Source organism: Candidatus Woesearchaeota archaeon (assembly GCA_016187565.1).
Lineage (GTDB): Archaea > Nanobdellota > Nanobdellia > Woesearchaeales > JACPJR01 > JACPJR01.
In genome coordinates this window covers 1-22,502 of record JACPJR010000014.1, presented here as the reverse complement: position 1 = coordinate 22,502, position 22,502 = coordinate 1, and the positions used below count along the sequence as shown (strand labels likewise).

27 protein-coding genes and 1 tRNA gene are annotated in these 22,502 nt (G+C 41.1%); 7 read left to right on the top strand and 21 right to left on the bottom strand.

Annotated elements, in window-relative coordinates; translation table 11 throughout:
• The first annotated feature begins 35 nt into the window (after positions 1 to 35).
• Positions 36 to 1,514, top strand: a complete 1,479-nt coding sequence (locus HYW21_04430) for a hypothetical protein (GenBank protein MBI2548570.1) — start codon at positions 36 to 38, stop codon at positions 1,512 to 1,514.
• Positions 1,515 to 1,550: 36 nt separating this feature from the next.
• Here the strand turns inward: HYW21_04430 and HYW21_04425 are convergent, their stop codons facing one another.
• The 3 genes from HYW21_04425 to HYW21_04415 all read right to left on the bottom strand — a co-directional run bounded on the left by HYW21_04425 (position 1,551) and on the right by HYW21_04415 (position 5,269).
• Positions 1,551 to 3,218, bottom strand: coding sequence for a hypothetical protein (locus HYW21_04425; protein ID MBI2548569.1), 1,668 nt, complete (start codon positions 3,216 to 3,218; stop codon positions 1,551 to 1,553).
• 75 nt (positions 3,219 to 3,293) lie between these two features.
• The gene (locus HYW21_04420) at positions 3,294 to 3,998 is read right to left on the bottom strand and encodes a PHP domain-containing protein (protein ID MBI2548568.1); all 705 of its coding nucleotides are present in this window, start codon (positions 3,996 to 3,998) and stop codon (positions 3,294 to 3,296) included.
• A 38-nt stretch (positions 3,999 to 4,036) separates the two neighbouring features.
• Entirely contained in the window at positions 4,037 to 5,269 is a 1,233-nt protein-coding gene (locus HYW21_04415) for a translation initiation factor IF-2 subunit gamma (GenBank protein ID MBI2548567.1), read from the bottom strand.
• A 246-nt stretch (positions 5,270 to 5,515) separates the two neighbouring features.
• On the opposite strand from HYW21_04415, the gene HYW21_04410 reads away from it, so the two are divergent.
• Positions 5,516 to 6,106, top strand: coding sequence for a mechanosensitive ion channel (locus tag HYW21_04410; GenBank protein MBI2548566.1), 591 nt, complete (start codon positions 5,516 to 5,518; stop codon positions 6,104 to 6,106).
• Here the strand turns inward: HYW21_04410 and HYW21_04405 are convergent.
• From HYW21_04405 to ffh, 7 genes are all read right to left on the bottom strand, one after another.
• Positions 6,103 to 6,372, bottom strand: a complete 270-nt coding sequence (locus HYW21_04405) for a UPF0147 family protein (protein ID MBI2548565.1) — start codon at positions 6,370 to 6,372, stop codon at positions 6,103 to 6,105. The two genes, HYW21_04410 and HYW21_04405, sit on opposite strands and share 4 nt — an antisense overlap.
• Positions 6,350 to 6,712, bottom strand: a complete 363-nt coding sequence (locus HYW21_04400; GenBank protein MBI2548564.1) for a prefoldin subunit — start codon at positions 6,710 to 6,712, stop codon at positions 6,350 to 6,352. Before HYW21_04400 ends, HYW21_04405 begins: the two co-directional genes overlap by 23 nt.
• The gene (locus HYW21_04395) at positions 6,699 to 6,935 is read right to left on the bottom strand and encodes a hypothetical protein (protein MBI2548563.1); all 237 of its coding nucleotides are present in this window, start codon (positions 6,933 to 6,935) and stop codon (positions 6,699 to 6,701) included. Before HYW21_04395 ends, HYW21_04400 begins: the two co-directional genes overlap by 14 nt.
• Complete coding sequence (locus tag HYW21_04390) at positions 6,932 to 7,069, bottom strand: DNA-directed RNA polymerase subunit P (GenBank protein ID MBI2548562.1); 138 nt, start codon at positions 7,067 to 7,069, stop codon at positions 6,932 to 6,934. Before HYW21_04390 ends, HYW21_04395 begins: the two co-directional genes overlap by 4 nt.
• Position 7,070: 1 nt before the next feature.
• On the bottom strand, positions 7,071 to 7,415 hold the full coding sequence (locus HYW21_04385; GenBank protein ID MBI2548561.1) for a 50S ribosomal protein L37ae: 345 nt from the start codon (positions 7,413 to 7,415) through the stop codon (positions 7,071 to 7,073).
• Positions 7,416 to 7,492: 77 nt separating this feature from the next.
• Positions 7,493 to 7,597, bottom strand: a tRNA-Pro gene (locus HYW21_04380).
• Positions 7,598 to 7,663: 66 nt separating this feature from the next.
• The gene (ffh, locus tag HYW21_04375) at positions 7,664 to 9,034 is read right to left on the bottom strand and encodes a signal recognition particle protein (GenBank protein MBI2548560.1); all 1,371 of its coding nucleotides are present in this window, start codon (positions 9,032 to 9,034) and stop codon (positions 7,664 to 7,666) included.
• A gap of 77 nt (positions 9,035 to 9,111) precedes the next feature.
• On the opposite strand from ffh, the gene HYW21_04370 reads away from it, so the two are divergent.
• Together HYW21_04370 and HYW21_04365 are read left to right on the top strand one after the other, a co-directional pair.
• Complete coding sequence (locus HYW21_04370; protein ID MBI2548559.1) at positions 9,112 to 9,858, top strand: hypothetical protein; 747 nt, start codon at positions 9,112 to 9,114, stop codon at positions 9,856 to 9,858.
• 88 nt (positions 9,859 to 9,946) lie between these two features.
• Positions 9,947 to 10,336 carry a hypothetical protein gene (locus HYW21_04365; protein MBI2548558.1) on the top strand — a complete coding sequence of 130 codons (390 nt, stop codon included), beginning with the start codon at positions 9,947 to 9,949 and terminating at the stop codon, positions 10,334 to 10,336.
• A 62-nt stretch (positions 10,337 to 10,398) separates the two neighbouring features.
• On the opposite strand, the gene HYW21_04360 is transcribed toward HYW21_04365, so the two are convergent.
• Positions 10,399 to 10,809, bottom strand: a complete 411-nt coding sequence (locus HYW21_04360; GenBank protein ID MBI2548557.1) for a Holliday junction resolvase — start codon at positions 10,807 to 10,809, stop codon at positions 10,399 to 10,401.
• 63 nt (positions 10,810 to 10,872) lie between these two features.
• Positions 10,873 to 11,625 carry a hypothetical protein gene (locus tag HYW21_04355; GenBank protein MBI2548556.1) on the bottom strand — a complete coding sequence of 251 codons (753 nt, stop codon included), beginning with the start codon at positions 11,623 to 11,625 and terminating at the stop codon, positions 10,873 to 10,875.
• Positions 11,626 to 11,744: 119 nt separating this feature from the next.
• On the opposite strand from HYW21_04355, the gene HYW21_04350 reads away from it, so the two are divergent.
• A complete protein-coding gene (locus HYW21_04350; GenBank protein ID MBI2548555.1) occupies positions 11,745 to 12,332 on the top strand; it encodes a hypothetical protein in 588 nt (195 codons plus the stop codon).
• A 247-nt stretch (positions 12,333 to 12,579) separates the two neighbouring features.
• On the opposite strand, the gene HYW21_04345 is transcribed toward HYW21_04350, so the two are convergent.
• From HYW21_04345 to HYW21_04320, 6 genes are all read right to left on the bottom strand, one after another.
• Complete coding sequence (locus tag HYW21_04345; protein MBI2548554.1) at positions 12,580 to 12,951, bottom strand: hypothetical protein; 372 nt, start codon at positions 12,949 to 12,951, stop codon at positions 12,580 to 12,582.
• A 63-nt stretch (positions 12,952 to 13,014) separates the two neighbouring features.
• Positions 13,015 to 13,902, bottom strand: coding sequence for a hypothetical protein (locus HYW21_04340; protein ID MBI2548553.1), 888 nt, complete (start codon positions 13,900 to 13,902; stop codon positions 13,015 to 13,017).
• Positions 13,895 to 14,317: a hypothetical protein gene (locus HYW21_04335; GenBank protein MBI2548552.1), complete on the bottom strand. Its 423-nt coding sequence runs from the start codon at positions 14,315 to 14,317 to the stop codon at positions 13,895 to 13,897. The genes HYW21_04340 and HYW21_04335 overlap by 8 nt, the downstream gene beginning before the upstream one ends.
• A complete protein-coding gene (locus HYW21_04330) occupies positions 14,308 to 14,877 on the bottom strand; it encodes a hypothetical protein (protein ID MBI2548551.1) in 570 nt (189 codons plus the stop codon). The genes HYW21_04335 and HYW21_04330 overlap by 10 nt, the downstream gene beginning before the upstream one ends.
• 74 nt (positions 14,878 to 14,951) lie before the next feature.
• A complete protein-coding gene (locus HYW21_04325) occupies positions 14,952 to 15,401 on the bottom strand; it encodes a hypothetical protein (GenBank protein MBI2548550.1) in 450 nt (149 codons plus the stop codon).
• 55 nt (positions 15,402 to 15,456) lie between these two features.
• Positions 15,457 to 19,143 carry a fibronectin type III domain-containing protein gene (locus tag HYW21_04320; protein MBI2548549.1) on the bottom strand — a complete coding sequence of 1,229 codons (3,687 nt, stop codon included), beginning with the start codon at positions 19,141 to 19,143 and terminating at the stop codon, positions 15,457 to 15,459.
• Positions 19,144 to 19,315: 172 nt separating this feature from the next.
• Between HYW21_04320 and HYW21_04315 the strand changes: the two genes are divergently transcribed.
• Both HYW21_04315 and HYW21_04310 read left to right on the top strand, forming a co-directional pair.
• The gene (locus HYW21_04315; protein MBI2548548.1) at positions 19,316 to 19,789 is read left to right on the top strand and encodes a hypothetical protein; all 474 of its coding nucleotides are present in this window, start codon (positions 19,316 to 19,318) and stop codon (positions 19,787 to 19,789) included.
• Positions 19,790 to 19,882: 93 nt separating this feature from the next.
• On the top strand, positions 19,883 to 20,356 hold the full coding sequence (locus tag HYW21_04310) for a hypothetical protein (protein MBI2548547.1): 474 nt from the start codon (positions 19,883 to 19,885) through the stop codon (positions 20,354 to 20,356).
• Between the two features lie 62 nt (positions 20,357 to 20,418).
• Here the strand turns inward: HYW21_04310 and HYW21_04305 are convergent, their stop codons facing one another.
• The 3 genes from HYW21_04305 to HYW21_04295 all read right to left on the bottom strand — a co-directional run bounded on the left by HYW21_04305 (position 20,419) and on the right by HYW21_04295 (position 22,316).
• A complete protein-coding gene (locus HYW21_04305; protein ID MBI2548546.1) occupies positions 20,419 to 20,751 on the bottom strand; it encodes a hypothetical protein in 333 nt (110 codons plus the stop codon).
• A complete protein-coding gene (locus HYW21_04300; protein MBI2548545.1) occupies positions 20,748 to 21,020 on the bottom strand; it encodes a hypothetical protein in 273 nt (90 codons plus the stop codon). The genes HYW21_04305 and HYW21_04300 overlap by 4 nt, the downstream gene beginning before the upstream one ends.
• Positions 21,021 to 21,083: 63 nt before the next feature.
• The gene (locus HYW21_04295; GenBank protein ID MBI2548544.1) at positions 21,084 to 22,316 is read right to left on the bottom strand and encodes a bifunctional folylpolyglutamate synthase/dihydrofolate synthase; all 1,233 of its coding nucleotides are present in this window, start codon (positions 22,314 to 22,316) and stop codon (positions 21,084 to 21,086) included.
• Positions 22,317 to 22,502 lie beyond the last annotated feature (186 nt).

The window sequence follows — 22,502 nt, the reverse complement described above, 5'->3', positions numbered from 1 at the left end:
TATATACCTCGACAACTACCCCAGAGGGGATAACCATGCTTAAGTTCTTGAAAAGCCTCTTTCAAACAAAGCAGCAAAAAGAAGAAGCAATACCTGATATTGCCATTCATGTTGAGGACCTTCCCAATTGGTTTGAGAAGCAAATCCAGAAACACCAAGAGAAACTCAAGGAACAGGTAGAACCGCTTCTTGCGCAGTTGCCTGAAAAAATTACTGCTGCAAATGAGCAGTTTTTGCTGTTACAAAATGCCGAGCTCCAAAATAAGAATATTGCTCAACGGGCAATTGATGTTATGCAGGGAAACCGAGAGAGTTATGTAAAGCAGTACCAATTATTCTTGGAACGATTAAAGTTGCCTCAACCTGAAAGATCTCAGGATATTGCTGATTTCTTAGTGTGGTTTAATGCCGAAATCAACCGTGTTGGAACATCGACCCAAAAAAATTATCTCGTGCTTCAAGAGTTTTTTGCCCATGAATCGGGAAAGGCTATGAAGAGTATGAAAGAGATAAGCGATATTATTCAGCAAATCAACGTAGTAATGGCTCAATCAAGAATGGAAAAACTGCATGAGATTAACGCGAGTATTGCAGAGCTCCGAGAAAGGATTACAATCCAACATGAGTTTATTGTTAAGATGAATCTCGAACAAGAAGCATTGAAGGAAATGGAACAGAAAAAAGAGAAAATTCAGTTAAACGTAGCGAAAAGTAAAGATGCAGCAGATTACCAAATGTATGAAAATCTCATTACAGAGCGTGAGAAAGTGGAGAATACTCTTAAAGAGCTGGAATCAACCATTAATCTTCAATTTTCGATGGTGTTACCGGCACTCAAAAAGTATGAATACCTGAATGAATCCTTAACACTTAGCAATTATCTTACTGATCCACTCGCAGCACTGTATACCGATGAAGAAGTAAAGATCGTTAACTTCTTTCCTAAGATTAAAGAGGACATTATCTCCGGAGCCATTGAATTAAAGGATAAGAAAAAAGAGAAAATACTTGAGACCATTGATGCACTGTCCAAAGAATACCTCCTCAGTCTCATCCTCCAATGCAAAGAGAAGCAAAAAAAACGTGCAGAGCTTGAACGAAAGATTGCCCAGAATATGGCTCGTAAAAATATGATTGATGCAGAGTATCGTTTAGAATATCTGCAGAGACAACAAGAAAAAGCAAAAGAAAAGATTTTGAAGCTACAAGAACAGGTAAACAAAATTGACTTGAGCGGCAATAAAAAGACACTCGAAGAGCAGATAAGCAATGCACTCCAACTAACGCTTCGCATTCTTGAACAAGAAAAAGAACAAGAGAAGAATCAAGCTGAAGAAAATGATGCCATGCCTTCAGCAGCGACAGAAGAGATTACTAAAATTACTAAAGAAACGATGACCGAGCAGAAAGAAGCATCCACGAACATCCAGAGACTTCCTTCAGAACTGCAAGAACAAGAAGAACAGAAAAAAACCGAAGAGCCAAAGATAGAAATCGTTTCTCTTTCTAACTAAACATATTCATACTAAATTATTAAACAACGAAAAGAACTAAGGTGAGTCATCCTGGTAATAGTACGGTGCGTCGTCCTTACCAACTCGTTTGACCTTTTCAACTTTCTTCCAGCCTTTAGGAAGCTTTTCTTCTTTTTTTGCTTGCCGTTTTGGTGTTTCTTTTCCTGAAACTGGTTTTGCATTGGCTGACTTTTTCTGTACTTTTGCTTCTGGCTTTGGTGCTTCTCTCTCACTGAATCGTTTTGTTTTTTCTATTTGTTCTTTTGGTGAAACTGAGATTTTTTTTGAGGCTTTTGGTTTTTTTCCTGCTTTTTTCGCACGTTGTTTTGGTTCTGCTACGGTTTCATCTTCATCCTCGACTACTTGGGCGAAAAAATGAGAAAAGGATTTACCAACACGTTTGAACCATGACTCTTTGTTTTGTTTTTCAGATTCTTTTCCTTTACGCTCTTCATGTTTCTTGTTTGCCTTGAGCGAAATTTTTTCACTTTTTACCGTGTCTTTTTCTTTTCGTTGCTGCGTTTGATTTTCATTAACCTCAAGCTCCACTTCTTCGGTAAAAAAATCAAGGATAGCATTTCCAACCTTACGTGCAACTCCTGACGATTCATGCTTTGTCATCTTTGCTGCTATGGTTGTCTGGGCTGCTACCATCTCTGGCTCAGTAACAGTATACTCCTGAACGCCTTTTCGAATGGTTTCCATCAATTGAGTAATGCGATCGTTCAGTTGCTCTAGTTCCTGATCAATCTCCTTCTTTGAAGCTGATGTCTCCTTAAGATCAAGAATAGTCTGGTGCATCTCATCAACAAGCTCAACCTCTTGTTTCAATGATTGAAGACTGGTATTTGTTTTCTCAAGTTCTTCAAGGACATCGTTCTTTGAAATGATCTGTGTTTTGAGATGCTGAACCTCTTTTTGCAATGCTTGGAGGTTAACCGCTTCGTGTTTCTTTTTTAAGGAGTCAACCTCAGGAGCAAGCTGCTTAAACTGTTGCTGGGTTTCTTTCAAGGCTTGCAAACGATTGACGAGATCCTGAAGCTGCTGTGTTACCTGCTTCACCTGTTGCTCATGATCTTTTTTGAGTGTGAAGGTTGCTGTGCTTTTCATAAGCTCTTGATAACTCTCCTCAAGTTCCTCGAGCTCAGTCTTCATCTGTTGCAACTGGATACTAAAAACCTCTCTTTGTTCTTGAAAGTCTTTTTTCAAGACCGATTGCTTGATAACTTGTTCTCTGAACTGTTCTTGTTTACGCTGCGCGTCGCGAAAATCCTGTTTCGAAAGAAAGGTATGCTCAAGAACTCGGTAATCAACACTTGAGCGTTCAACATGTTCTCGAAGTGATTCAAATGTAGCCCATTTTCGTTGGAGATCTGCAATGACCTTGGCTTGCTTTTTCTGCTGTTCTTTTGACTGAAGCTCAGCATGGAGCTCATCTAAGGTAACTTCGATGCGCTTTTTGAAGGTATCCTCAACGCTGTTAAGATTCTCAGCAAGTTTACTTGAGGCGCGTTGTGCATCTTCAAGTTGTTCCTTGAGCTCGGCAAGACTATGCTTTAAAATCGTATTTTCTTCTTGAAGCTGCTTGAGATACGTAGCATGTACGCTAGTTTCTTTCTGTTGAGCATGTTTCACGTGCTCGATATCTCGTCGTACTGCAGAAAATGATGATTTAAGACTCCGTTCAAGCTGATCAAATCTCACGCCAGTCCCCCTCTTTCCAACCTTATTTTGTAGTCCTTTAGGTTTAAAGTGTACTTATTAGAGAGGAGCATCCATCTATATAAACTTTTCGGTAGCAAATTTTTTTTGCGTAAACGCCCGGGTAAACAGATGAAACAAAATCCTGAGGAACAAAAAGAGTGACAGTGGTCTGCTCACCAGTTCTATCTCTTGCTTTCTGATAGCCTGTGCTATTGCCTCTGGAGTCTTTTCTGCCCGAATTTTTGTATAGGTATGACCAATCTGCATAAAGGCGTGAGCATCAGAGGTTCCCAAAAGCGGTTTATTATAACGGCGAGCAACCTGTATTACTTTTTTGTTGGGATTGAGCCAAGAGAGGTAAAAGTGGCAATGTTCAACAGCATCGAAAAGATCAATGTGCTGGATAAGCTTCTGACCAAGGCATTTGTCAATGAAATAATAAGGATGGGGTGCAACAACAAAAACAGCTGAATTCTTTTGTTTCAGAGCACGCAAATCTTGAAAGGTTCTTACCTGTATGGCTTCATCTTTCGTCAGATTATAGATTAAAACGTCCTTTCCCTCAATAGTTCGCTCAATACCGGGAAGGAGTAAGATACCTTTTGCTTGTGCATAGCTTGCTAATGCTGGAGAATAGCCATACCCATCATGAAGCGTAAGCGCCATGACCTCATAGCCATGTGCAGCCAGATAATCAATAAGTTCTTCGTTGGTATAGGTTAGCTTGTCTCTCGGATCAGCACCACTGTGAAGATGGAGATCTGCTTTAAGTATGCCCATAGTATGGGCCAACAGCTAAGATTTTAAATAACTTATGTTTACTGCAGAATACCGTACCCAATTAAACGGAACCTATTGCCAATCCTTCTGGAGATAGTAACTCGAGAACCTGGATAGGTACATAAAGGAAGTTTAAGTCGACAAGAAATGACGCGTTTACGTAATGCAGTCACAATACCCACGGTTGCTGCAGCATTTGCATTCAGCATAAGAGCCTCACCTAATTTAAGGGGTTCAACAATGAGATCCTCTTTTGTTCCCACGACACGTTCCAAGAGATGGATCTCAAGCGAGATATCATTCAAAACTGTTGGTAATTTACCTTTCATGCCAACAACATTTCCGCTGAGTTTATCAGATTTAACAACTGATGGATCAAGGGTTGTTAGAATACCTGCTGTTCCTCCAGGTACGAGTTCTTGAAGCTCTTGATCACCTGCATTTAAGGAAACAATCGTTGTTATCAAGCTTTTCCAAACTTGTTTGTTTTGCTCTTCAACCATGTATCCAGGACGAATCTCAATTTCCTGGCCTTGTACTAATCTGCCCTGTGCAAGTGCACCTCCTAAAACTCCTCCTCGAATAGTACGAATAGATGTTCCTGGCCGATTAATATCAAAGGATCGGGCAACAAAGAACAAAGGATCTTTCGTAGGGTCTCGTTTTGGGGTTGGTAATGCTTGCTCAATAGTCTGGATAAGAACATCAATGTTCAAACTGTGTTGAGCTGAAATAGGAACAATAGGTGCATTTTCATAAGGCGTTCCTTTTAAGAAGGCCTTAATTTCTGCATAATTTGCCACGGCTTGTTCCTTACTTACCAGATCAATCTTATTTTGGACCACGACAATGTTGGTAATACCCACAATCGTAAGGGCCATTAAATGTTCCCTAGTCTGTGGTTGCGGACAATGTTCGTTCGCTGAGACCAGTAACAGAGCACCATCCATAATTGCTGCTCCTGAGAGCATAGTGGCCATTAAACTTTCATGGCCTGGAGCGTCGACAAAAGAAATCTTTCGAAGAGGGATTGTTTTTGCCTGACAATGAGGACATATCGCTTTCACACGGTAACATTGAGGCTCTTCACATTGAGGACATTTAAAGAAGGTAGCACTCGCATAGCCCAAACGAATAGTAATACCGCGTCGTATTTCTTCAGAATGCGTATCTGTCCATTTTCCCGAAAGACGTTCGGTTAAGGTTGTTTTACCATGATCAACATGACCAACAAGGCCAATATTCATGACCGGCTGAATAGATTCGGAGATTGGTTGATTCTGCTGCTCTGGTGATATTTTCTGTTCTTGTTGCGGTTCTTTTTGCACGTCTTTTGGAGAGATTTCAGAGGACTCTGTCTCTGGCTTCTTTCTTGCCTTAATTTTTTTTTTCACTGACGACTCTTTTGCGGGCTCTTTTGCTGACACGTTCTTTCCTCCTTCAGGCGTGAGAAAACAAGCACTGTTTAAAAAGGTTTGGGCACAAGATTTATAAAACTGCTCTTGCTTCAAGACCTTATGGCCAATATAACGAATGCCTCAACAAAAGGAATTTCTTATGTCAGTACCTTACTCGCAGGAATGACGACAAAACTGGTTCTTGCAGTCGTTATTCTGTTAATAGGGTTTATCATTGGTATCATTCTTGGAAGGTTAGCAAAAAAGCTCCTCAACCAGGTTAAACTCAATGAAATGGTTGAGGCAGCAACAGCTATGAAATGGGACGTCGAGGGAATCTTTAGTAAATTGCTTACCTATTTACTCTATGTTCTTTTCATTGTTCTTGCACTCAGAACACTTGGGCTTGAACTTGTGGTGTTTAATGTCGCTATAGGAGGTATTATTATCCTTGTTTTTATCGCACTTGCTCTTGCGATCAATGATTTTATTCCGAATATTATCGCAGGTATGCAGTTCAAGAAGGAGAAGCGTTTTGATGTCGGAGATGAAATTCAGATGAAAGATCTCGTGGGAAAGGTAGTTTCTATCACTCTGGTAGAAACAAAGATCCAAACAGAACATGGAGATATCATGAGTATCTCTCATAGTAGCCTCAAGAAATCAGGTATAACCGTAAAAAAGCAGAAGCAGACGAACGCTAAAGCTTAATCACTCAATTTCTCTAATAAACTAACCACATTCCAGACTTGTGTTCTCGTATATGCCTGAAGGTTAGGATCATCGCCAATTTCATCAAGCTCATGTTGCGCCTGATTAATTTTAAGTGAAAGCTCTGTGTTGCTTTTTAAGGAGTTCTGCGCCTTCAGCAGATGGATCTTTACATTTTTGGGAACACTTGGATCCTCGAGTAAATCTGCAAGTTCGTGAAGGATATCATGGATAACTTTCTGGTTAATGTTTATGTTCTGTGGCATGTGCATCACCTTCTTCTTGCATTTTTCCGAGGACTTCGGTTTGAAGTTTCTTTGCTTTTTCTCGGACTGCTGTTTCTTGTTTTTCTATATTTTTAATACGAATAGTTACTGTTTCTCTCTTCGTTGTAAGTTCGCGTTTCAAATCTTCTTGAGGTACAACTACCATAATATTACCAACAATCTTATAGCTTTTTGTTGTTTTCTCAAGCTCTTCAAGGGCAGATGCTATCTCCATTTCCTGGGTTTGGAACTGCTGCTTCTGCATTAAAAGACTCTGCAGATTCTGTTCAAGAAGTTGTAACTGAGCAATTTTTTTCTCAGTTTCTTTAGATACATCCATTTTCAACTCGCTGTAGCTTCTCATGTACTGAAAGAAGCTGGGTAATTGTGTTCATGGTGGCACGAAGTGCCACTGCATCTTGTGCAGTAATACGAAGTAAAAGACCTTTTTTTTGTTGCAGAATTTTTATTTCTGAACGCTCGGCTTTCTGGTGATCTATTCGCAAGAGATCTCTCAGCTCTGGAGGAGCATCGAGGATAGAGAGAGCAACCGTATAGATCATCGTGCCTTAACCGTTGTGACTGAGGTGCGAGGCTTGAAAAGGACCTTGCTTCCACAGTAAGGACAACGGACTTTTTTTCGTAGGTAATCCGGACCAATTTGTTTATTGCAATCAAAACAACGATACTCAGCCATCTTATGCCTCTTCTGTTATCTCCTCTTTCGAGGACTCTTCTTTTGATTCCTTAGGGGTAGATTCACGTAACCGTAATTGCTCCTCTGGTGTTGTCTTTTCTCCTTCAGCAAGAGCTGACTCAAGAATAGCGCCTTTAATAGTATAGGCTCCTCCGGCAAATTTACGTTTGCAACCATTACACAAATAGATACCAGCAGCCACGCGACTTACTTTATACTTATGACAAAAAGGACAAGCTTGCTTTTGTTTCTGAAGATACTCAACTTGAGCTAATCGTGCTCTAATACGTCGTCCATATCGAACGCCCAAACGTTTTACCGATCCAAATCCTTTACCAAGCCCCATGGTTCACCATCATCATCTTTTGCTCGTATTTTACGAGGACTTTATCCTCAATCTCTGTCTATAATCTCTGCAACAAATGGGGCTACCCGGACATTCTCAGTCTTACCGACGGTAAGGCTGTTTTGAACCGGGGTCGTCTGGTCCCAAACCAGAAAGGATAAGCCAGGCTACCCTATAGCCCCATTATTTTAAGAGGTAAGAAGGGAATTATGGTGAGATTTATAAAGTTATCTTTTTAATTTTCTGCATTACCTCGAAGAATACCGTACCTGAGGGGTACCTTTCTGGAGTTTTTTCATCATTTTTTCCATCTCCTTTGGTGACCCTGATGAACCGCCGAGCATTTTGACCATTTTCTTGCTTTGTTTGTACTGCTTTAAGAGTTCTCGTACTTCACTGGGAGAGGTTCCTGAACCTTGAGCAATACGTTCAACCCTTCCGGTACTTATTATTTCCGGATCTTCGAGTTCCTCTTTTGTACAAGAATCCATGAGGTAACGCCATTTCTCCAGTTTTCCCTCCTGCACTTGGAGCATATCCTTAGGTAACTGAAGCTGACCAAAGCCAGGAACCATCTCAAGGACCTTGGAGAGCGGACCCATCTGTTTCATAGCAGCCATCTGCTCGTACAAATCAAGAAGATTGAACTGCCCCTTGAGGAATTTTTTACCCAAATCCTTTGCTTCTTCCTCATCCATAACTTCTTGTGCCTTTTCAAGTAATGCTTCTAAGTCTCCCATACCAAGAAGTCGGGAAACAAAGCCTTCGGGACGGAACTCTTCAAGGTCATCAAGTTTTTCTCCGACCCCGATGAATGTTACTGGCGCCCCGGTTACCGCACAAGCGGTTAAGGCTCCCCCTCCTTTTGCCGTGCCATCCATTTTCGTGATAATAACGCCAGTAATGCCGCAAGAGGCATGAAATTGTTGTGCCTGTTTTTGGGCTGCCTGACCAATATCTGCACTTAAGACCAAAATATTTTCGTGAGGCTGGATAACTGCCTGTAGGGCTTCAATTTCTTCGATAAGATCGGCAGAAAGAGCATCTCGGCCTGCGGTGTCAATTAAAACAAGGTCATATTTTTCCAGTGATGGAGCATAGGTACGCCAAATTAAAACAGGATCCTTTAGCTTGCGGTCGATAAAAACTGGAGCATTTACTTGATTACCAATCTGCTCGAGTTGATCAAGAGCAGCAGGTCTGTGGATATCTAAACCAACTAAAGCAACCTTATAACCCCTTTTCATAAAATATTTGGCTAATTTACCTGTTGTTGTTGTTTTTCCCGATCCAAAAAGCCCCATTAACATAATAAAATAAGGTTTTTGCTTTATTTCAATTTTTGAGCCTTCTTTTCCAAGGAAAATTACTAATTCTTCATAAACTATCTTGATGAGGTATTCCTTTTTTGACAATCCTGGAGGATGTTTTTCTTCTAATGCCCGTTGCTTGATCTTTTTGGAGAGATCAAAAACTAGCTGAACATTAACGTCAGATTGGAGCAAGGCTCGTTGGATATCTTTAATCAGCTCATTCACGAGCTTTTCATCAACAAAAAGCGCATTGGCAATCTTTTTCAGGGTTGTTTTTAGTGAACTGCTTAAGCTGTCAAGGACCATTTTAGATGAGAAAGAAGAGATGATTTATAAAGATACCCACTCAATTTTATAAGCAGAGCCTATTTTCTTGCCCCAACATGTCACGATTTAAACACCAGGAGAGTCCTTATGCCCGGGGAAAGGTCATTGATACCAGTGAACAACTACTACGAGAGTGCATTGCAAAAGCAGAACAAGAGTTAGGTATTACCCCTCATGAGCCGGTATTTACCTTCCAACACAAACCTCTCGAGCTCCTCCAACAAGTTAGCTATGGCTATATGCCAGAAACGATGTTGGGAAAAACAATCCATAGATTTTATGCCACACCCCGGCAACATGAGGGAGACTTTTTTTATAATGCTGTTATGTATGTCCTCAACCAGGAAGGGCTACTCTTTGCACCAGAAATGAGGGGCAGCTTCTACGATCATCTGATGGATGAAACCATTGGAGAACATACTACTGCAGAGGCATATGGCTACAATGAAGGAGCACGACAGTTTCCCCATAGAATCTTGACAACGCAGGTAATAGACCTTATTAGAGCCCACAGACATTTAGAAAAAGAACTTGCAGAAGGAAACACCAATCTCGAAAGTGCGATTGTAGCAGCAGCTGCATTTGAAGAGGCAATTGGAGCATATAATCAACCAAAGCCTTGGCCTTATTTTCGCCGTTTTCTGAGAGCGCTCGCTCTAGGGAATACGCTGAAGCTCGAAGAGCAAAAACTTCCAGCAAAGGCTGTTGTTGGAGCTGTCCGCAGGGTGAAAGGAAAAGGAGAATCACGAGATATATATTTAGCTCTCATGGTTAATTTGATGTATGGCCAGAAAGAAGAATGAAAAAATAGGTTCCCCCCTCCAAGTTTAGTCCCAACATAGTAGTTACAAAACGGAAGGTTTATATACTTGTTAATACACCGTAATTAGGATGACACCTGAAAACGAACGTTCTCCTGGGAAAGCATATGGATTCTTCTCTTGTAAGGCTTCAAAAACAGAAATTGAAGATGAGTTGCAAAAGATTCGTGGGGGGATTGGAACACCATCTGAGTTAGAGCTTTCTTTAACTGAATGTATGGGTAACGTAAGAGGCGATGAAATATTAACTGGTATTGCTCGACAAGCTGAGCAAGAGTACAACATGAACTATATGCTCCAAGCAACCTATCCTAGCAAAACAAATGAAGATGCTGCTGAAGAACTCGTAGGCATTCTTAATCAAGCAAGTCAACCACCTCTGTATGAAGCGGGCGAGCCATTTTTTGGAGCAATTTTTTATGAAAAAGATGGTGACTATGTCTTAAGGAACATATCGTAGAAAACCGCCTTTTGTATCTTATCTCGCCCATATTGAAGATGCTATTAAAGTATTTTAATAATTCAAAATGATGCTGGTTGAGACCGCTCAACAACTTCCTCAAGCAGTAATCCTCTCCGTTCGGCAAGCTCAAGAGAAGCAACATAATGTTTTCCGGTTGGTTGGAGATCTTCAAGTGTAAGAAAAAGCCAATCTTTTTTGGTTAAAAACTTGATTGCTACCCATGGTTCAGCTCCAAAGGTTGTGGCAAACTCCTTGAGCTGTTCAATCTCTTCGTGATCAAAATACTTTTGGTTACTCCCGCATACTTTAGCCTCAATAGCAAGTTTTCTGAGCACATTGCCTACAAGAATATCAGGCGAAGGATGTCTCATCGAACCAGAACCTGCGCTCCTTATACACGCCCATCCCAATGCCCAGAACTTATGAATGAGATCTCGCTCAGCATTAATACCCTTTTGTTTGAGGCTCATAAATAGTCAAAACCAGAGAGATATATAAAGATTGTTTATACTGACAGGTATTTCAGTAACATCTTACTTTCTCGATACTTTCCATAAACTCTCAAAATATGCTCGAAATGAACCATTGACGTCCTTAGATTTTATCGAAATAACGAACGGAGATACTGCATCTATCGCAATATCAACATAATCACTATAAACATCAACCCGAATAGGATTTTCTGGGGGATTTTGGATGTACTTTACTGTAGTTAATCTCCATGTTTCTCTTTTCTTGCCAAGAGTTTTTCTTAATTCTTCATACATTAAATACCGACAAGAAATGTTTTGAGCAATTCTTCTTTTATGAAAATTCTCCCAATAATGTTCATACTGGCTTGTAGAAAATTTAGAAGCCCCTAAAATTAATAACTCATCCTTTTTTTTGAGAATGTTCAAAATTCTCTCCCTTACTGTTTTAATTCCATTAAATCCCTCATAAACTTCCACCTCTCTCTCTTTTAAACCAGTCTGTTGCTTGAGTAATAATTGGGGGATGATGTTTTTTATCTCCAACTCCTGCGTACTTATTTTCTTCTTTTTTTCCTCTAAAAAATCCAATAGCCGCTCTGGTGGAGAGGCTTTGTAGTGCTTAACATGATTTATTAAAAGGTGGGCTACGAGGCCTTTCTGAATTAATTTTTCTAATGTTATGTAAATCTTTGAATTTGTAATCCCAGCACGATCTACAATCGGTCCGATCGTTGTTGTACCTAATTCATTAAGTGCTAAGTAGACTTTAGTCTCATTTTGTGTTAACCCTATCTTTTCAAGTAGATTTTCCATATCGTTGACAGAGATGAGATTATTTATAAATGTTACCATTTCCACCCCTATAGGGGATGGAAATATATAAAAACAAATGACAAACTACTAAAGAGTAATAAACAAGGCAAGAGGAAAAAATGAAAACAGTAACCATAACAACTATTGACGATTTACTGCAGGAGGTAACCTCAGAATCTACACCATATGCATCAATGAATACCGAAAAAATAGTTAGACGTGCCCAAAAAGATCGTCTCCTGAGCGCATATGCGGAGATTATGGATGGAAAAGAAGTTACTATTGCATGGACTCATCACATTAGTAGATATAATGGATACTATGATATTTTAAGAATATCTGGGGATTATAATCCGAAAGTGGGATTAAGCTACGAGTTAACAAGAGATAAAAGAGATCCTGGTGGTGAATTAAGAGAATTCTTTGGTCCAGAGGTAGAAATCAGTTCACCAAACGTAGTAATTCGAACAGATGGAAGAAAGGAATATATGTTAATCCCCTATATTCCTGGGGATAGATTCTTAAGACCGTGGAGAAGTTATGAAGACTATTGCAAAAGATCAAGTGTGGCTTGGAATCATCTAAAAAATAGGTTGTGTGTAGGAATAACTGGGGGGACTATGGTCATTTTTCGACCAATAAGCGTATCTCTAAGAAAGGTACCAAACGCAGAAGTTAAAATGTTAGCACAGTACTTTCGCAACTGATTAACCAAAATGGACTATCAAAGACAGTAAGCGAGAAAAGATAAAAAGAAAGCAACTGGCTCCATGGAAAAAGAGGCGGCTAAAACCATGAAGCCAGCATCACCGTAATGTGGGGGTTGGTGTGTGCTTTCTCAAAAGAATAAGCGCACCCATTTATTAATAGCTTATGAAGGGTGGATCTAGACTCTAAATTCATAAGGCTTAAAAAGGCAAAAAAGTCATACTCAGACTGATTTAAGGAGCATATTTATAGACATTGGATACTAAAGACGCAAGGATTCCCTGCGGAAAGATTTCTTCCATCGACAAGAAGTAATATGCCAATAGTAAGCTCTGCAGCCATAAAGAGATCAAAGCTACGAGAGATGATGCTGAATAAAAGCGTATTGCTCACCAAGATAATACCAAAGACCATAAAGGTCATTCCGACATAGTACTGATAGCGGAGATGGAACAATAAAAGACCGAGCATAAGAAATGCAGAAGAAAGGATAAGAACAAGGATAAATGAGCTCGACGCATCATTATACCTAACTTTGAGATAGACGAAGAGAACTAAAAAGAGCGCTACCATTGCACCCAAGAAGTGCCGAAACAGCACCTGCGTCCTCTTTTCCATTGCTGTGCCTCAGTTATTTATATATCAGACCTCCTCCTATAAGTATTTTACTCTTTTGGAGAGCTATTCCTGTGCTACGATAATGGAAGAATGTTTACTAACGTTTTGTCCAACTCGTTGCAACGTCATATTGCCGCTGAGGATATAAACCTTCTCCATAGGCAGATCATAATCGAGATCGAACTGAGTAATATTTGCCTGGAGATCTGTTGCAATGATACGGACTGTACCATTTTGGCCATTGTAAGGACCAAAGAAGATTTGGATGCCTGCTCCATTGGTAAAATTCACGGTAATCGGATTATGGACAATGCTTGGATCCAAGAGGGGGGTTGTGACATAACTTCCTTTCGGAGAGGTAATGGTAACATGGAAACCAACACCCCCGTCACTGGAAGGGGAACTATTAACGGCAACATAATAAGGGGTATCAACCTGAAGAGCAAGGGTAATATTGTTCAATGGAGAGATGTTTTGATGAGAAAGTAAAAGTGTACCGCCATTGAGTTCATAAGCTGCTCCAAAGGGTAGCAGCGTAAATGCAGGTGTTAATCCAGAAAGCGTTATATTAAGATTATTTAATTGCGCATAGGATGTCTGTACAAAGGCAGTGTAATTTTGCAGCAATGCGGTGTGATTAATGTTTGGCGACAAGTCATACTGTTGGAGGCTTACCCGAAAGGTATCTTCTCGGCTAAGATTAATGACATGAGTTCCCAAGAGATCAGGATAGAGATTACTAACGAGATCATCTTCAAAATACAACATTTCTGAAACTCCTTGAAAGGCAATACTATCACTTTCCAATGTCTTGTAACGGTCCAAAGACGCCTTTGCCAACCAAAAAATAGTAGAAAACAAGAAAAGAGTAATGACCGTAAAAAGAACGCCACGCTTGTTGTACATCAGCGTAGGTTTACTCTGGTTGTTCATACCATCATTCTTACTCATACCAGGCACGCATCTCAGCATAGTACACCTCATGGTTAACAATAAAGACACGACGAGTAACACTCTTCTTTGTTGTTGTTTCCTGCTCTTGGCAGTCCTTTTTTTGAACTGAGTGTTGTGCAATGCTTTCGGCATCGAAAAGTGTAATGTTTGCACACACCTGCTGAGGAAGCGCATCAACAAAAGACTCGAGAGATTCTTGGGAGGTTGTCATCGCCAAGAGCAAAGTACCACTTTTTTCCAGAACTGCCAAACTATCAAGAGACAACTGACGTAAGCCCTGCTCATCAAAGGAAGAGTCATCTGTTTTTCCTAGGTAGAAAAGTGAAGCGGTAATCATGCTCAGGGCAAGCGTCAGGGCGAGAATACTGTCTAACGTAAAGATGATGCCACGATTCTTTTGTATCATGGACATACAACCCCCTCACAACCCTTCCAAAGGGTCATGGTAAGCTGCGCCCAGTTATTATTGAGTAATGCAAAACGATCAACCATAACAACCTCTGTTGCAGTTGATTCAGGTACTGTCCCTAAGGTCGTGTTTTCTGTATACGTTGTTCCATTCCATACCTTAATCTGAAGAAAATAATCATAGTTTGGTCCCAGAATACCAAGTATCTTTTTGGTAGTAGAGGAATTGATGGTAGTAAGAGACTCAAGTTTTGCAGGGTCTATGACCCATGATCCTCCTAAAGTACCTGCCATAACCCTTCCTGGTTTATTGGGAAGATCATGAAAACTTGGGGATGGTGCAAGACCAAGAGAAAGAACTGTCGAGCTGTTTACAACTGCTGGATCAAGAGCACTCCAGTTTTGAGGGTTTCCCGGCGTTTCTACTAAACTCGCCAGTGCATTATTGGCTTGGAAGGCAAGGTCATAGTGAAGCTCTCGTAAAGTAATCGTTTCTCGCTGCTGATCCCATAACCAGGCACCGCTCAACAGAAGGGAGATAAAGATAAGAAAAGAGATCACCATATCAAGAGAAAAAAGTTGTCCCTTTTTTCTTAATCTTCTCAAGAGCCTATTTGATGCTGATTTTACCATGATATTTACCAAGTCAGAGAGACTCCTCCAGCATTATTGGTTATGATCAGATCACGAGACGTATTGACAGTACCGGTGATATTTGCAGTCGTAAGTGGTGCACTGTATGTCTGTTGCTCACCATGTGAGTACCATGAAATCTGCACGCGATGAGCTGAGGGATAAACCTGAATCTCATAAGGAGTGCTGTCTCCTAATGTTGGAGATAACGAAAGAATCATCTCGGTTCCATGGCCTGCACGTGCAACAGCAGTAATGGCATGGGCAACACGATCTGCAACAGCTTTTGCATAAAGCCGTGTCTTTCCTGCCTCTACCGTTATATTGCGTTGGAAAACAAGAGAGAGAATAATAAGAAAAACAATCAGGGAAACTCCCAAGACAATGAGAAGGTCCAAACTGATCTGTGATCGCTTGTCTGTATTTTTTATCATTATGGTTTGAGGAATCGTCATGATATACTCACTCGCATAATTTATTGAGCAAATAGATGCTCGCTCGTAATAACAATTATGAATAGCGATCATAACTCAATGCCATCTGTTCTCCAGTAAGTGAAGAGGAAGTTTCTATTTCAGTGTAATCACTCCACGTGCTTGAATTCCATCGCTGGAATGAAACATCATCGTTTTGATTCTCAAGAGTAAGCATAAGGATTTCATTAGTGTAAGGACTTGATGCAAGGTGTACCCATGCAGGATCGCCACCTACGTCGAGAGCATCGTAAGGGCCAGCAAGCGTACCATTATAGAGGTAATACACCGGGACATCATCATTACGATCGCCGTATACAAGCACTGCTCGTGAGGTATTGTATTCATAGACCACGTCAAAGGCACGCTGGCTAAAGGTTTCAATATCACTATCAAGCTCAACATCGGTGCTAAAACCACTGCTGTTCCATATCTGAACATTCATATCCCTTCCGCCGTCAAGAATACCCAAGAGCATGGTATCTGATTGAGAGTCAGGAGCAAGCTTGAGCCAGAAAAGGTCTGTCGACCCCGTACTCTTGCCAGCTGCCTCATTCGAGAAAGCAGTTCCATTCCATGTGGAATATTTTGGTGTAGCACTATCCTTCTCTGCCCACACGAGTAATGCATTTCCTGATTGTTGTTCATAAGCTCCATCAAATGCCTGGTAAGATGGTGATTCAATAGTCGATTCAAGAAGGGTTACAAAACTCCACAGAGAACCATTCCATACCTGAGCATAGAGGTCGCTATTACTGTCCAGGGTCATTAAGATGAGTTCTGAAGAAGCTGGCTTTTCTATTAATCGTACCCAGCGCAAGATTCCTGTTCCCACAACTCCGGTACTTGCTTCTGGTAGCCAAGAAGTTCCATTCCAAAGACGGTATTTAGGAATGGCTGGCTGACTTCCCTGTGGATAGACAACCAGTGCTCTGCCAGTATCCTGTTCATACGCAATGTCAAAGGAACGAGTGCTGGTTCCTCCTCCATTAGCAGAAAGTTGTTGCGCAGAGCTCCATGCACTACCATTCCAGATTTGGGCAGCGATACTATTTGTTGTATCAAGCACACCCAAGATCTTTTCGTTAATCATTGGATTTGAACGAAGAAGATGCCAGATCGGTGTTCCTGTAACACTAGAGGCAGATTGTTCAGCACCCAAACTGCTATTCCAGAGACGATAGCGTGGAGTAGTGGTATTCACACTATCAAAGTAGGTAACCATGGCACGGTAAACTGAAAGCGTGGTGAAGTTGTATACGGACGATTGATTGCAGTTATTGTTCGCATCACAACTCGTGACTTGGTAGTAATAGAGCGTATTCTCAAGTAATCCCGAGAGGGCAAAGCTATGATTGAATCCTAAACTGCTATTCGTAACAACAGTGTCCAAGCTCACGGATGTTCCATACGCGAGGATTGCATTTGCTGCTTCATCAGTCTCCCAAGAAATAACTGCAGAAGAGCTGGTAATAAACTGAGCAGCGAGATTCAGGAGTAATGGTGGTGTTTGATCAACAATAAAACCTTCATCAAAACCAGAGTAAACTAAAGCAATAGGCATGCCATACTGATTCTCTGAAGACGTTTCGAGTTCAGCATAATCTATCCATCCAGATCCATTCCAGCGTTGGATACTGACATCATTCGCGCTATCAAGGACGAGAAGACCCATCTCATCGGTATGAGGGTTTGCATCCATGGTCAGCCAACGAGGAGATGCTCCGATATTGAGCGCATCAAACGGACCAAACCAAGACCCATTGTACCTATAATACACAGGAACATTATCACTGCTATCACCATAAACGACCATGAGATCGGTCTTGTTCTGTTGGTAGGCAAGCGCAAAGGAACGTTGTGCGGAAGATTCAATGCTATTATCGAGCTCAGTAACCGTGCCAAAAACATTGCCGTTCCACAGCTGCACATTCAGATCATTTCCAGCATCGACGGTTGCAAGTGCTAATTCATTGCTTGCGGGCTTTGCTACCAGGCTAACCCACCGTACATCTGAAGAACCCATATCATTTGCTATGGTTTCCGGTGTCCATGTCGAGCCATTCCAGAGACGATAATGGGGTTGGCTTTCATCAAGAGGCATCCAGGCAAGAAGCGCACGGCCACTTACTTGTTCATAGGCAACATCAAAACTCTGAAAATCTGTTGTTTCCGCATCAGTTTCAATTTCAGTAAGGTCTCCCCACGCAGTACCATCCCACTGTTGAACATTGAGATCGCCAGCACTATCTAACGTAACAAGTAGAATCTCATTGGTTTCAGGTTTTGCTGCTAAACGAATCCATTGGACATTATTCCCTCCGTCAAGGGCTGTTCCTTCGGAGCTATACGAGCTACCATTCCACAATACATAATGGGGAACGTTTCCATTCGTATTATCACGAAAAACAATCATGGCACGGTCAGATTGCTGTTCATAGGCAACGTCAAAACTTCGATAGCTTGTACTCCCACTATCAGTAGAGATCTCTGAAAGATTATGCCAGAGAGAACCATTCCAAACTTGGACATTGATGTCATCGTTCGTATCTTTGGTAACCAAGATCTGTTCCTGCCGTGTTCTGGCTGCTTTAAGGATATGCCAGCCACTGTTCGTACTGCCAACTGATAAAGCGAATTGCTCTGCTGAGATCGCTGAGCCGTTCCATAAACGAGATTTGGGGTAGTTCGGTGTGGTAGCATCAAAATACGTAAGCAGTACTTTTTGGGGAACCCATGCCACACTAAAATTTCCAGTGACAGGAATAGCGGTGTTGTTTGACGTATCATTCGCATAAATAGTATAATTGTATGTTCCAACCACCTCCGTAGTATTGAAACCAGCATAAGAGTAAAGATCTCCTGCCATGGTCATGGTATGATTTATTCCATTCAGTTGGATCAGAACCGTATGGACTGCGTTGTTATTGTCAGTAACATTTGCCGTAATGGTAATGGTTTGACCAGGAGCAACAGGGTTTGGTAATGCTTGGAGGTTGTTAATAACTGGCTTTACCGTGTCAGGAGTTACATCAACCGTAAACTGAATGAGGGCTGAGGAGTTCATAACATTTCCGCTGATATCAGCGCATCGTACATAGTAGGTGTAAGCTCCCTCTCCGAGCGGTCCTATTGAAGCAGTATGGGTTGTTTCCTGACCATTGAAGGTTGTCGGCATACTGCTGTAGTTTTCATCAAGCAAACTATACTTACAGGCTGCCCGCTTATCGGTTGTTGCACTCAGCGTTGTACTAGTAACCGCTATAAAACCAGAAGGAGCAGTATCAATAACCGTAGGAGGCATGAGATCCCCAATAACAACCTGTGCTGATTGGGCTTCAATAGCTATCCAATGATTTCCAGCCGTAGTAGGAACAGAACCAGAAACATTAAAGTCAGTACTGCGGTAGACAACTCGTTCTTCTCCTGCCACGATGAGCGTCATGGTAATGGTTTTTCCCTCCACAACAATAGAAGAAACATCTGAAGGAATAGTCACAAAAACCGTGGTTTTTGAACCACTACCTTGCTGGTAGACAAGAGTAGCAGCATCTGCGAGATCATCAACAACCGTAGAGGCCTTTGTGCTTTGAAATGCTCCGCCAACACGATTTGAAGTTTCATAACTCAGTGAAAGAATACTCAGAAAGACAATGAGACCAATTCCTAGGACAACGATTAATTCTACAGCGGCCTGTGCAGTTCTCATACCTCTTGTTCTCATATCCCACCTGTTTTTTATTGTCTTTTTTCATGCATCCTTTCAAGTTTTTAAATGTTTTTATTTACGAAAGGTTTATATAGGAGGACGAGATAGAATACAAATAAGGACTGTCTGTTTATCCCGAGAGATCTAAAAAGATAACGATAGCAAGAGAAAAAAGGAGGTAGGAATTATGAGAAGACGAGCTCAAGCTGCTATGGAGTTCTTAATGACGTATGGCTGGGCAATTTTAGTTGTGCTGATTGTGATTGCAGCCCTTGCCTATTTTGGTGTGTTGAATCCCGGAAGATTCCAAGGTGATCAATGTACGGTTGCTGCACCCTTTGGATGTACTGATTCTATTATCAAAACAGGTGACTTTACCGTAAATCTTCGATATGCAGGTGGTGTACCAATTAACATTACCGAGATCAATGTCACACTTGCTAATGGATCTGTACATACTGCGACATTACTGGTCGACCAAGCATATAATGACGGTGCAACATTAACCTTGAATGAAGCAGTCTTTAGTGCATTAGGGGTTGGATATACTGAAGGAACATCCGAAACTCTGGTGTTTGACATTGTGTATTATAAAACCGCAAGCGGTGCAGAATTCACCAAAACTGCAACCGTTGATGTCAAAGGAAGAGTTCAAGGATAAGTAAACAATTAAACATTTTCTTTATTTTTTCTTTTTAGCTTTTTGATTTCTTAATCCAAAGATTTATATGCCCTTTCTTGTTTGTTCTCCGTCATGGTTTACCACAGCCATCACGATGATGAACCCTGGATGCAGCGACATTATGGAGCTTCAGCTGGTGTCAGAGCCATTATGGAAGATCATGGACCTGGCATGGGTAGCCACTATGCTCACCAGGAGAATGAAATCAGCTCAGGATACCAATCCCAGCAACGTTATCAGAATATAGAGGCATCAAATGACCCACTCAAATCAGGGTATCAGCAGGACAATAAACTGCCAGAAGAACAGAAGAAAGAAAAGGAATCAGAATTTGAGCATAAGATAAATCAACATCTTCCTAAAGAAAAGGAAAAAAAAGACGAGGATGAATGGACGCTTCCTTCTTCACTGAACGTTGAAGAGCCACGACCGTTTGCAGAAAAGCAACAAGAACCAATGGACGTTGAGGAAAAAAAGAATAAAAAACAACGAAAACCTGAAGAAGAGGAAGTGATCAAGTCCATTGAAGAGTTGCTTCGCGGATAGAATATTAAACTCAATTAATTAAAGCCCGCAAATAAGGACAGTTTTCGGTTTGATAGTTCAAATTAGTAGTTGAATTTTCTCTCATACTCCTTATGGTCAAACCATTCGAGAATAATACTAACCACAACAACTTCCTCGTTCACAATTGAGTACATCAATCTCCAGCCACGAGGCAGATCATACTTCCATAAATTCTTTATCCCCTTATCAAAATATTGTCTAGGAATAAGTCGTTTAGGTATTTGAATCCCACAGAAAGCATTTTGCTCGATATTGTCCATTGCCTGATTCAGTAGTCGAAATAATTCGCGTTCTGAGTCATCGCCTTTTTCCAGCTTGTAAAATGCTTCCTTGATAGCATCATCAAAGAATCTTGTTGTTGAAGGTAATTTCATTTGTTTCGTCCCAAACCAAATTTAACGTAGTATTCTTTGGCAATTTCAGGATAATAGATCCATCCTAGTTTCCCCTCTGCATCAATTGAAATCTTTCTTGAATAGAATAAGTAATCAATAACAACGCAGAATGTTTGATACATCATTTTTTTGGGCAAGGATTCCCATAATTTTCTTTTTTTGAATTCGCCATCATGGTGCTTTATAAATTCCTCTACCATGAGAACAGTATCCAACCTTGGGTATCTCAAAATATTCTCCTTCCCCATTAAAATTGACCCATTATTCATGTTATATCAATAGATATAACAATTTATATATAAAAGTTTCGTTTAACAGAAAACGTGGTGCTTGGTATCAAACAACGAAAATATCTCTCCCACTAAATAAATCGAGCCAGTAATAATAACAAGATCTTTCGATGTCGTCTGTTGTTGCACATATGCCATCGCTTCTTTGAGATAAGGTATGACCAGAAGCATAGGGGTGGGCCCAAGCCCTAAAGATTGGATATGTGCCTTAAGTTCTTCAGGATCAAGGGCTCGTTCAGTATTTGGCCGGACAAGGATCATGGTAGTAACAAGCGGAAGAAGTGGTTTGATCATGGAGCTATAATCCTTATCCTTGAGCACGCCAAAGATGAGAAAAACGTTTGCAAATGACTTTTTGCGTTGAAGCTCTCTTAATGCAGAAACAAGAACAGCAATACCTGCGGGATTATGGGCACAATCAACCAGAAGATTTTCTTGCAAAAACTGGAAGCGACCTGGCCAGGTTGTTTGCAGAAGGCCCTTACGGACGTCTGTTTCAGGAAGCGTAAATCCTTGTCCACGTAAACAGTCAATGACTTCAAGCACAACCGCAAGATTCTGACGCTGAAATCTGCCGATAAGACTGGTTTTGTATCCCCTTGCACGGCGTGAAGAAACAACCTGTAAGGGTGCCTGTTGTTCCTGTGCTTTTTGGGTGATGACCTTCAAAGCTCTACCGCTTGTAGCCGTAACAACAGGGACATGAGGCTTAATAATCCCTGCTTTTTCCCCTGCAATTGCTTCGACAGAATTTCCCAGCCACTCTGTATGCTCTAACGCAATAGTGGTAATCACTGAAACTTGCGGAGTGACCACATTAGTTGCATCTAATCTTCCCCCAAGACCAACTTCAATACAAGCAATGTCAACACCTTTGTCAGCAAAGTAAAGAAACGCGAGAGCAGTTGTCACCTCAAAATAGGTTTGGGTTGTTACTTCTGCCTTAACCATGCTCAGATGATGGGCAAAATCATCATTCGAAATAGTCATGCCATTGATGGTAAACCGTTCATTAACCTGAACGAGGTGAGGAGAGGTGTACCTGCCTACCTTATAGCCACTTTGCTGCAAAACCGCATCAAGCATCGCACAGACCGATCCCTTGCCATTTGTCCCACCAACATGAACAGATTTGAACTTTGTTTGGGGATTGCCCAGCGAAGCAAGTAATGCGCGAACATTATCAAGGCCTAATTTTATCCGTCGTTCTTTTTCTAGGAACGTAAGATAATCTAAAGCTTCTTTGTAATCCATCATCATAAAGGAGAAGGGAGATCTTTAAAAGAGTTTGGATGGCGCCGGCTTCATCCAAAAATTGTTTCTAACGCCTGAATTGAAAATAACAACAATAGAGGTGCAGACGCCCAAAATTTCAGCAGAAATTTTGTGCTACTCGGGTTTCCCCTAAGGAACCCTCCCTCGTCCTGCACCAATGTTGTT

Bases quoted from the DNA above. Each gene is read 5' to 3' on its own strand.
- HYW21_04395 (MBI2548563.1), bottom strand. From the start codon at position 6,935: ATGATCTATACGGTTGCTCTCTCTATCCTCGATGCTCCTCCAGAGCTG.
- HYW21_04430 (MBI2548570.1), top strand. From the start codon at position 36: ATGCTTAAGTTCTTGAAAAGCCTCTTTCAAACAAAGCAGCAAAAAGAA.
- HYW21_04365 (MBI2548558.1), top strand. From the start codon at position 9,947: ATGACACCTGAAAACGAACGTTCTCCTGGGAAAGCATATGGATTCTTC.
- HYW21_04325 (MBI2548550.1), bottom strand. From the start codon at position 15,401: ATGACGATTCCTCAAACCATAATGATAAAAAATACAGACAAGCGATCA.
- HYW21_04340 (MBI2548553.1), bottom strand. From the start codon at position 13,902: ATGAGTAAGAATGATGGTATGAACAACCAGAGTAAACCTACGCTGATG.
- HYW21_04350 (MBI2548555.1), top strand. From the start codon at position 11,745: ATGAAAACAGTAACCATAACAACTATTGACGATTTACTGCAGGAGGTA.
- HYW21_04300 (MBI2548545.1), bottom strand. From the start codon at position 21,020: ATGGGGAAGGAGAATATTTTGAGATACCCAAGGTTGGATACTGTTCTC.
- HYW21_04370 (MBI2548559.1), top strand. From the start codon at position 9,112: ATGTCACGATTTAAACACCAGGAGAGTCCTTATGCCCGGGGAAAGGTC.
- HYW21_04355 (MBI2548556.1), bottom strand. From the start codon at position 11,625: ATGGAAAATCTACTTGAAAAGATAGGGTTAACACAAAATGAGACTAAA.
- HYW21_04335 (MBI2548552.1), bottom strand. From the start codon at position 14,317: ATGTCCATGATACAAAAGAATCGTGGCATCATCTTTACGTTAGACAGT.
- HYW21_04320 (MBI2548549.1), bottom strand. From the start codon at position 19,143: ATGAGAACAAGAGGTATGAGAACTGCACAGGCCGCTGTAGAATTAATC.
- HYW21_04360 (MBI2548557.1), bottom strand. From the start codon at position 10,809: ATGAGCCTCAAACAAAAGGGTATTAATGCTGAGCGAGATCTCATTCAT.
- HYW21_04345 (MBI2548554.1), bottom strand. From the start codon at position 12,951: ATGGAAAAGAGGACGCAGGTGCTGTTTCGGCACTTCTTGGGTGCAATG.
- HYW21_04420 (MBI2548568.1), bottom strand. From the start codon at position 3,998: ATGGGCATACTTAAAGCAGATCTCCATCTTCACAGTGGTGCTGATCCG.
- HYW21_04390 (MBI2548562.1), bottom strand. From the start codon at position 7,069: ATGGCTGAGTATCGTTGTTTTGATTGCAATAAACAAATTGGTCCGGAT.
- HYW21_04315 (MBI2548548.1), top strand. From the start codon at position 19,316: ATGAGAAGACGAGCTCAAGCTGCTATGGAGTTCTTAATGACGTATGGC.
- HYW21_04405 (MBI2548565.1), bottom strand. From the start codon at position 6,372: ATGCCACAGAACATAAACATTAACCAGAAAGTTATCCATGATATCCTT.
- HYW21_04310 (MBI2548547.1), top strand. From the start codon at position 19,883: ATGGTTTACCACAGCCATCACGATGATGAACCCTGGATGCAGCGACAT.
- HYW21_04295 (MBI2548544.1), bottom strand. From the start codon at position 22,316: ATGGATTACAAAGAAGCTTTAGATTATCTTACGTTCCTAGAAAAAGAA.
- HYW21_04385 (MBI2548561.1), bottom strand. From the start codon at position 7,415: ATGGGGCTTGGTAAAGGATTTGGATCGGTAAAACGTTTGGGCGTTCGA.
- ffh (MBI2548560.1), bottom strand. From the start codon at position 9,034: ATGGTCCTTGACAGCTTAAGCAGTTCACTAAAAACAACCCTGAAAAAG.
- HYW21_04305 (MBI2548546.1), bottom strand. From the start codon at position 20,751: ATGAAATTACCTTCAACAACAAGATTCTTTGATGATGCTATCAAGGAA.
- HYW21_04330 (MBI2548551.1), bottom strand. From the start codon at position 14,877: ATGGTGATCTCTTTTCTTATCTTTATCTCCCTTCTGTTGAGCGGTGCC.
- HYW21_04410 (MBI2548566.1), top strand. From the start codon at position 5,516: ATGGCCAATATAACGAATGCCTCAACAAAAGGAATTTCTTATGTCAGT.
- HYW21_04400 (MBI2548564.1), bottom strand. From the start codon at position 6,712: ATGGATGTATCTAAAGAAACTGAGAAAAAAATTGCTCAGTTACAACTT.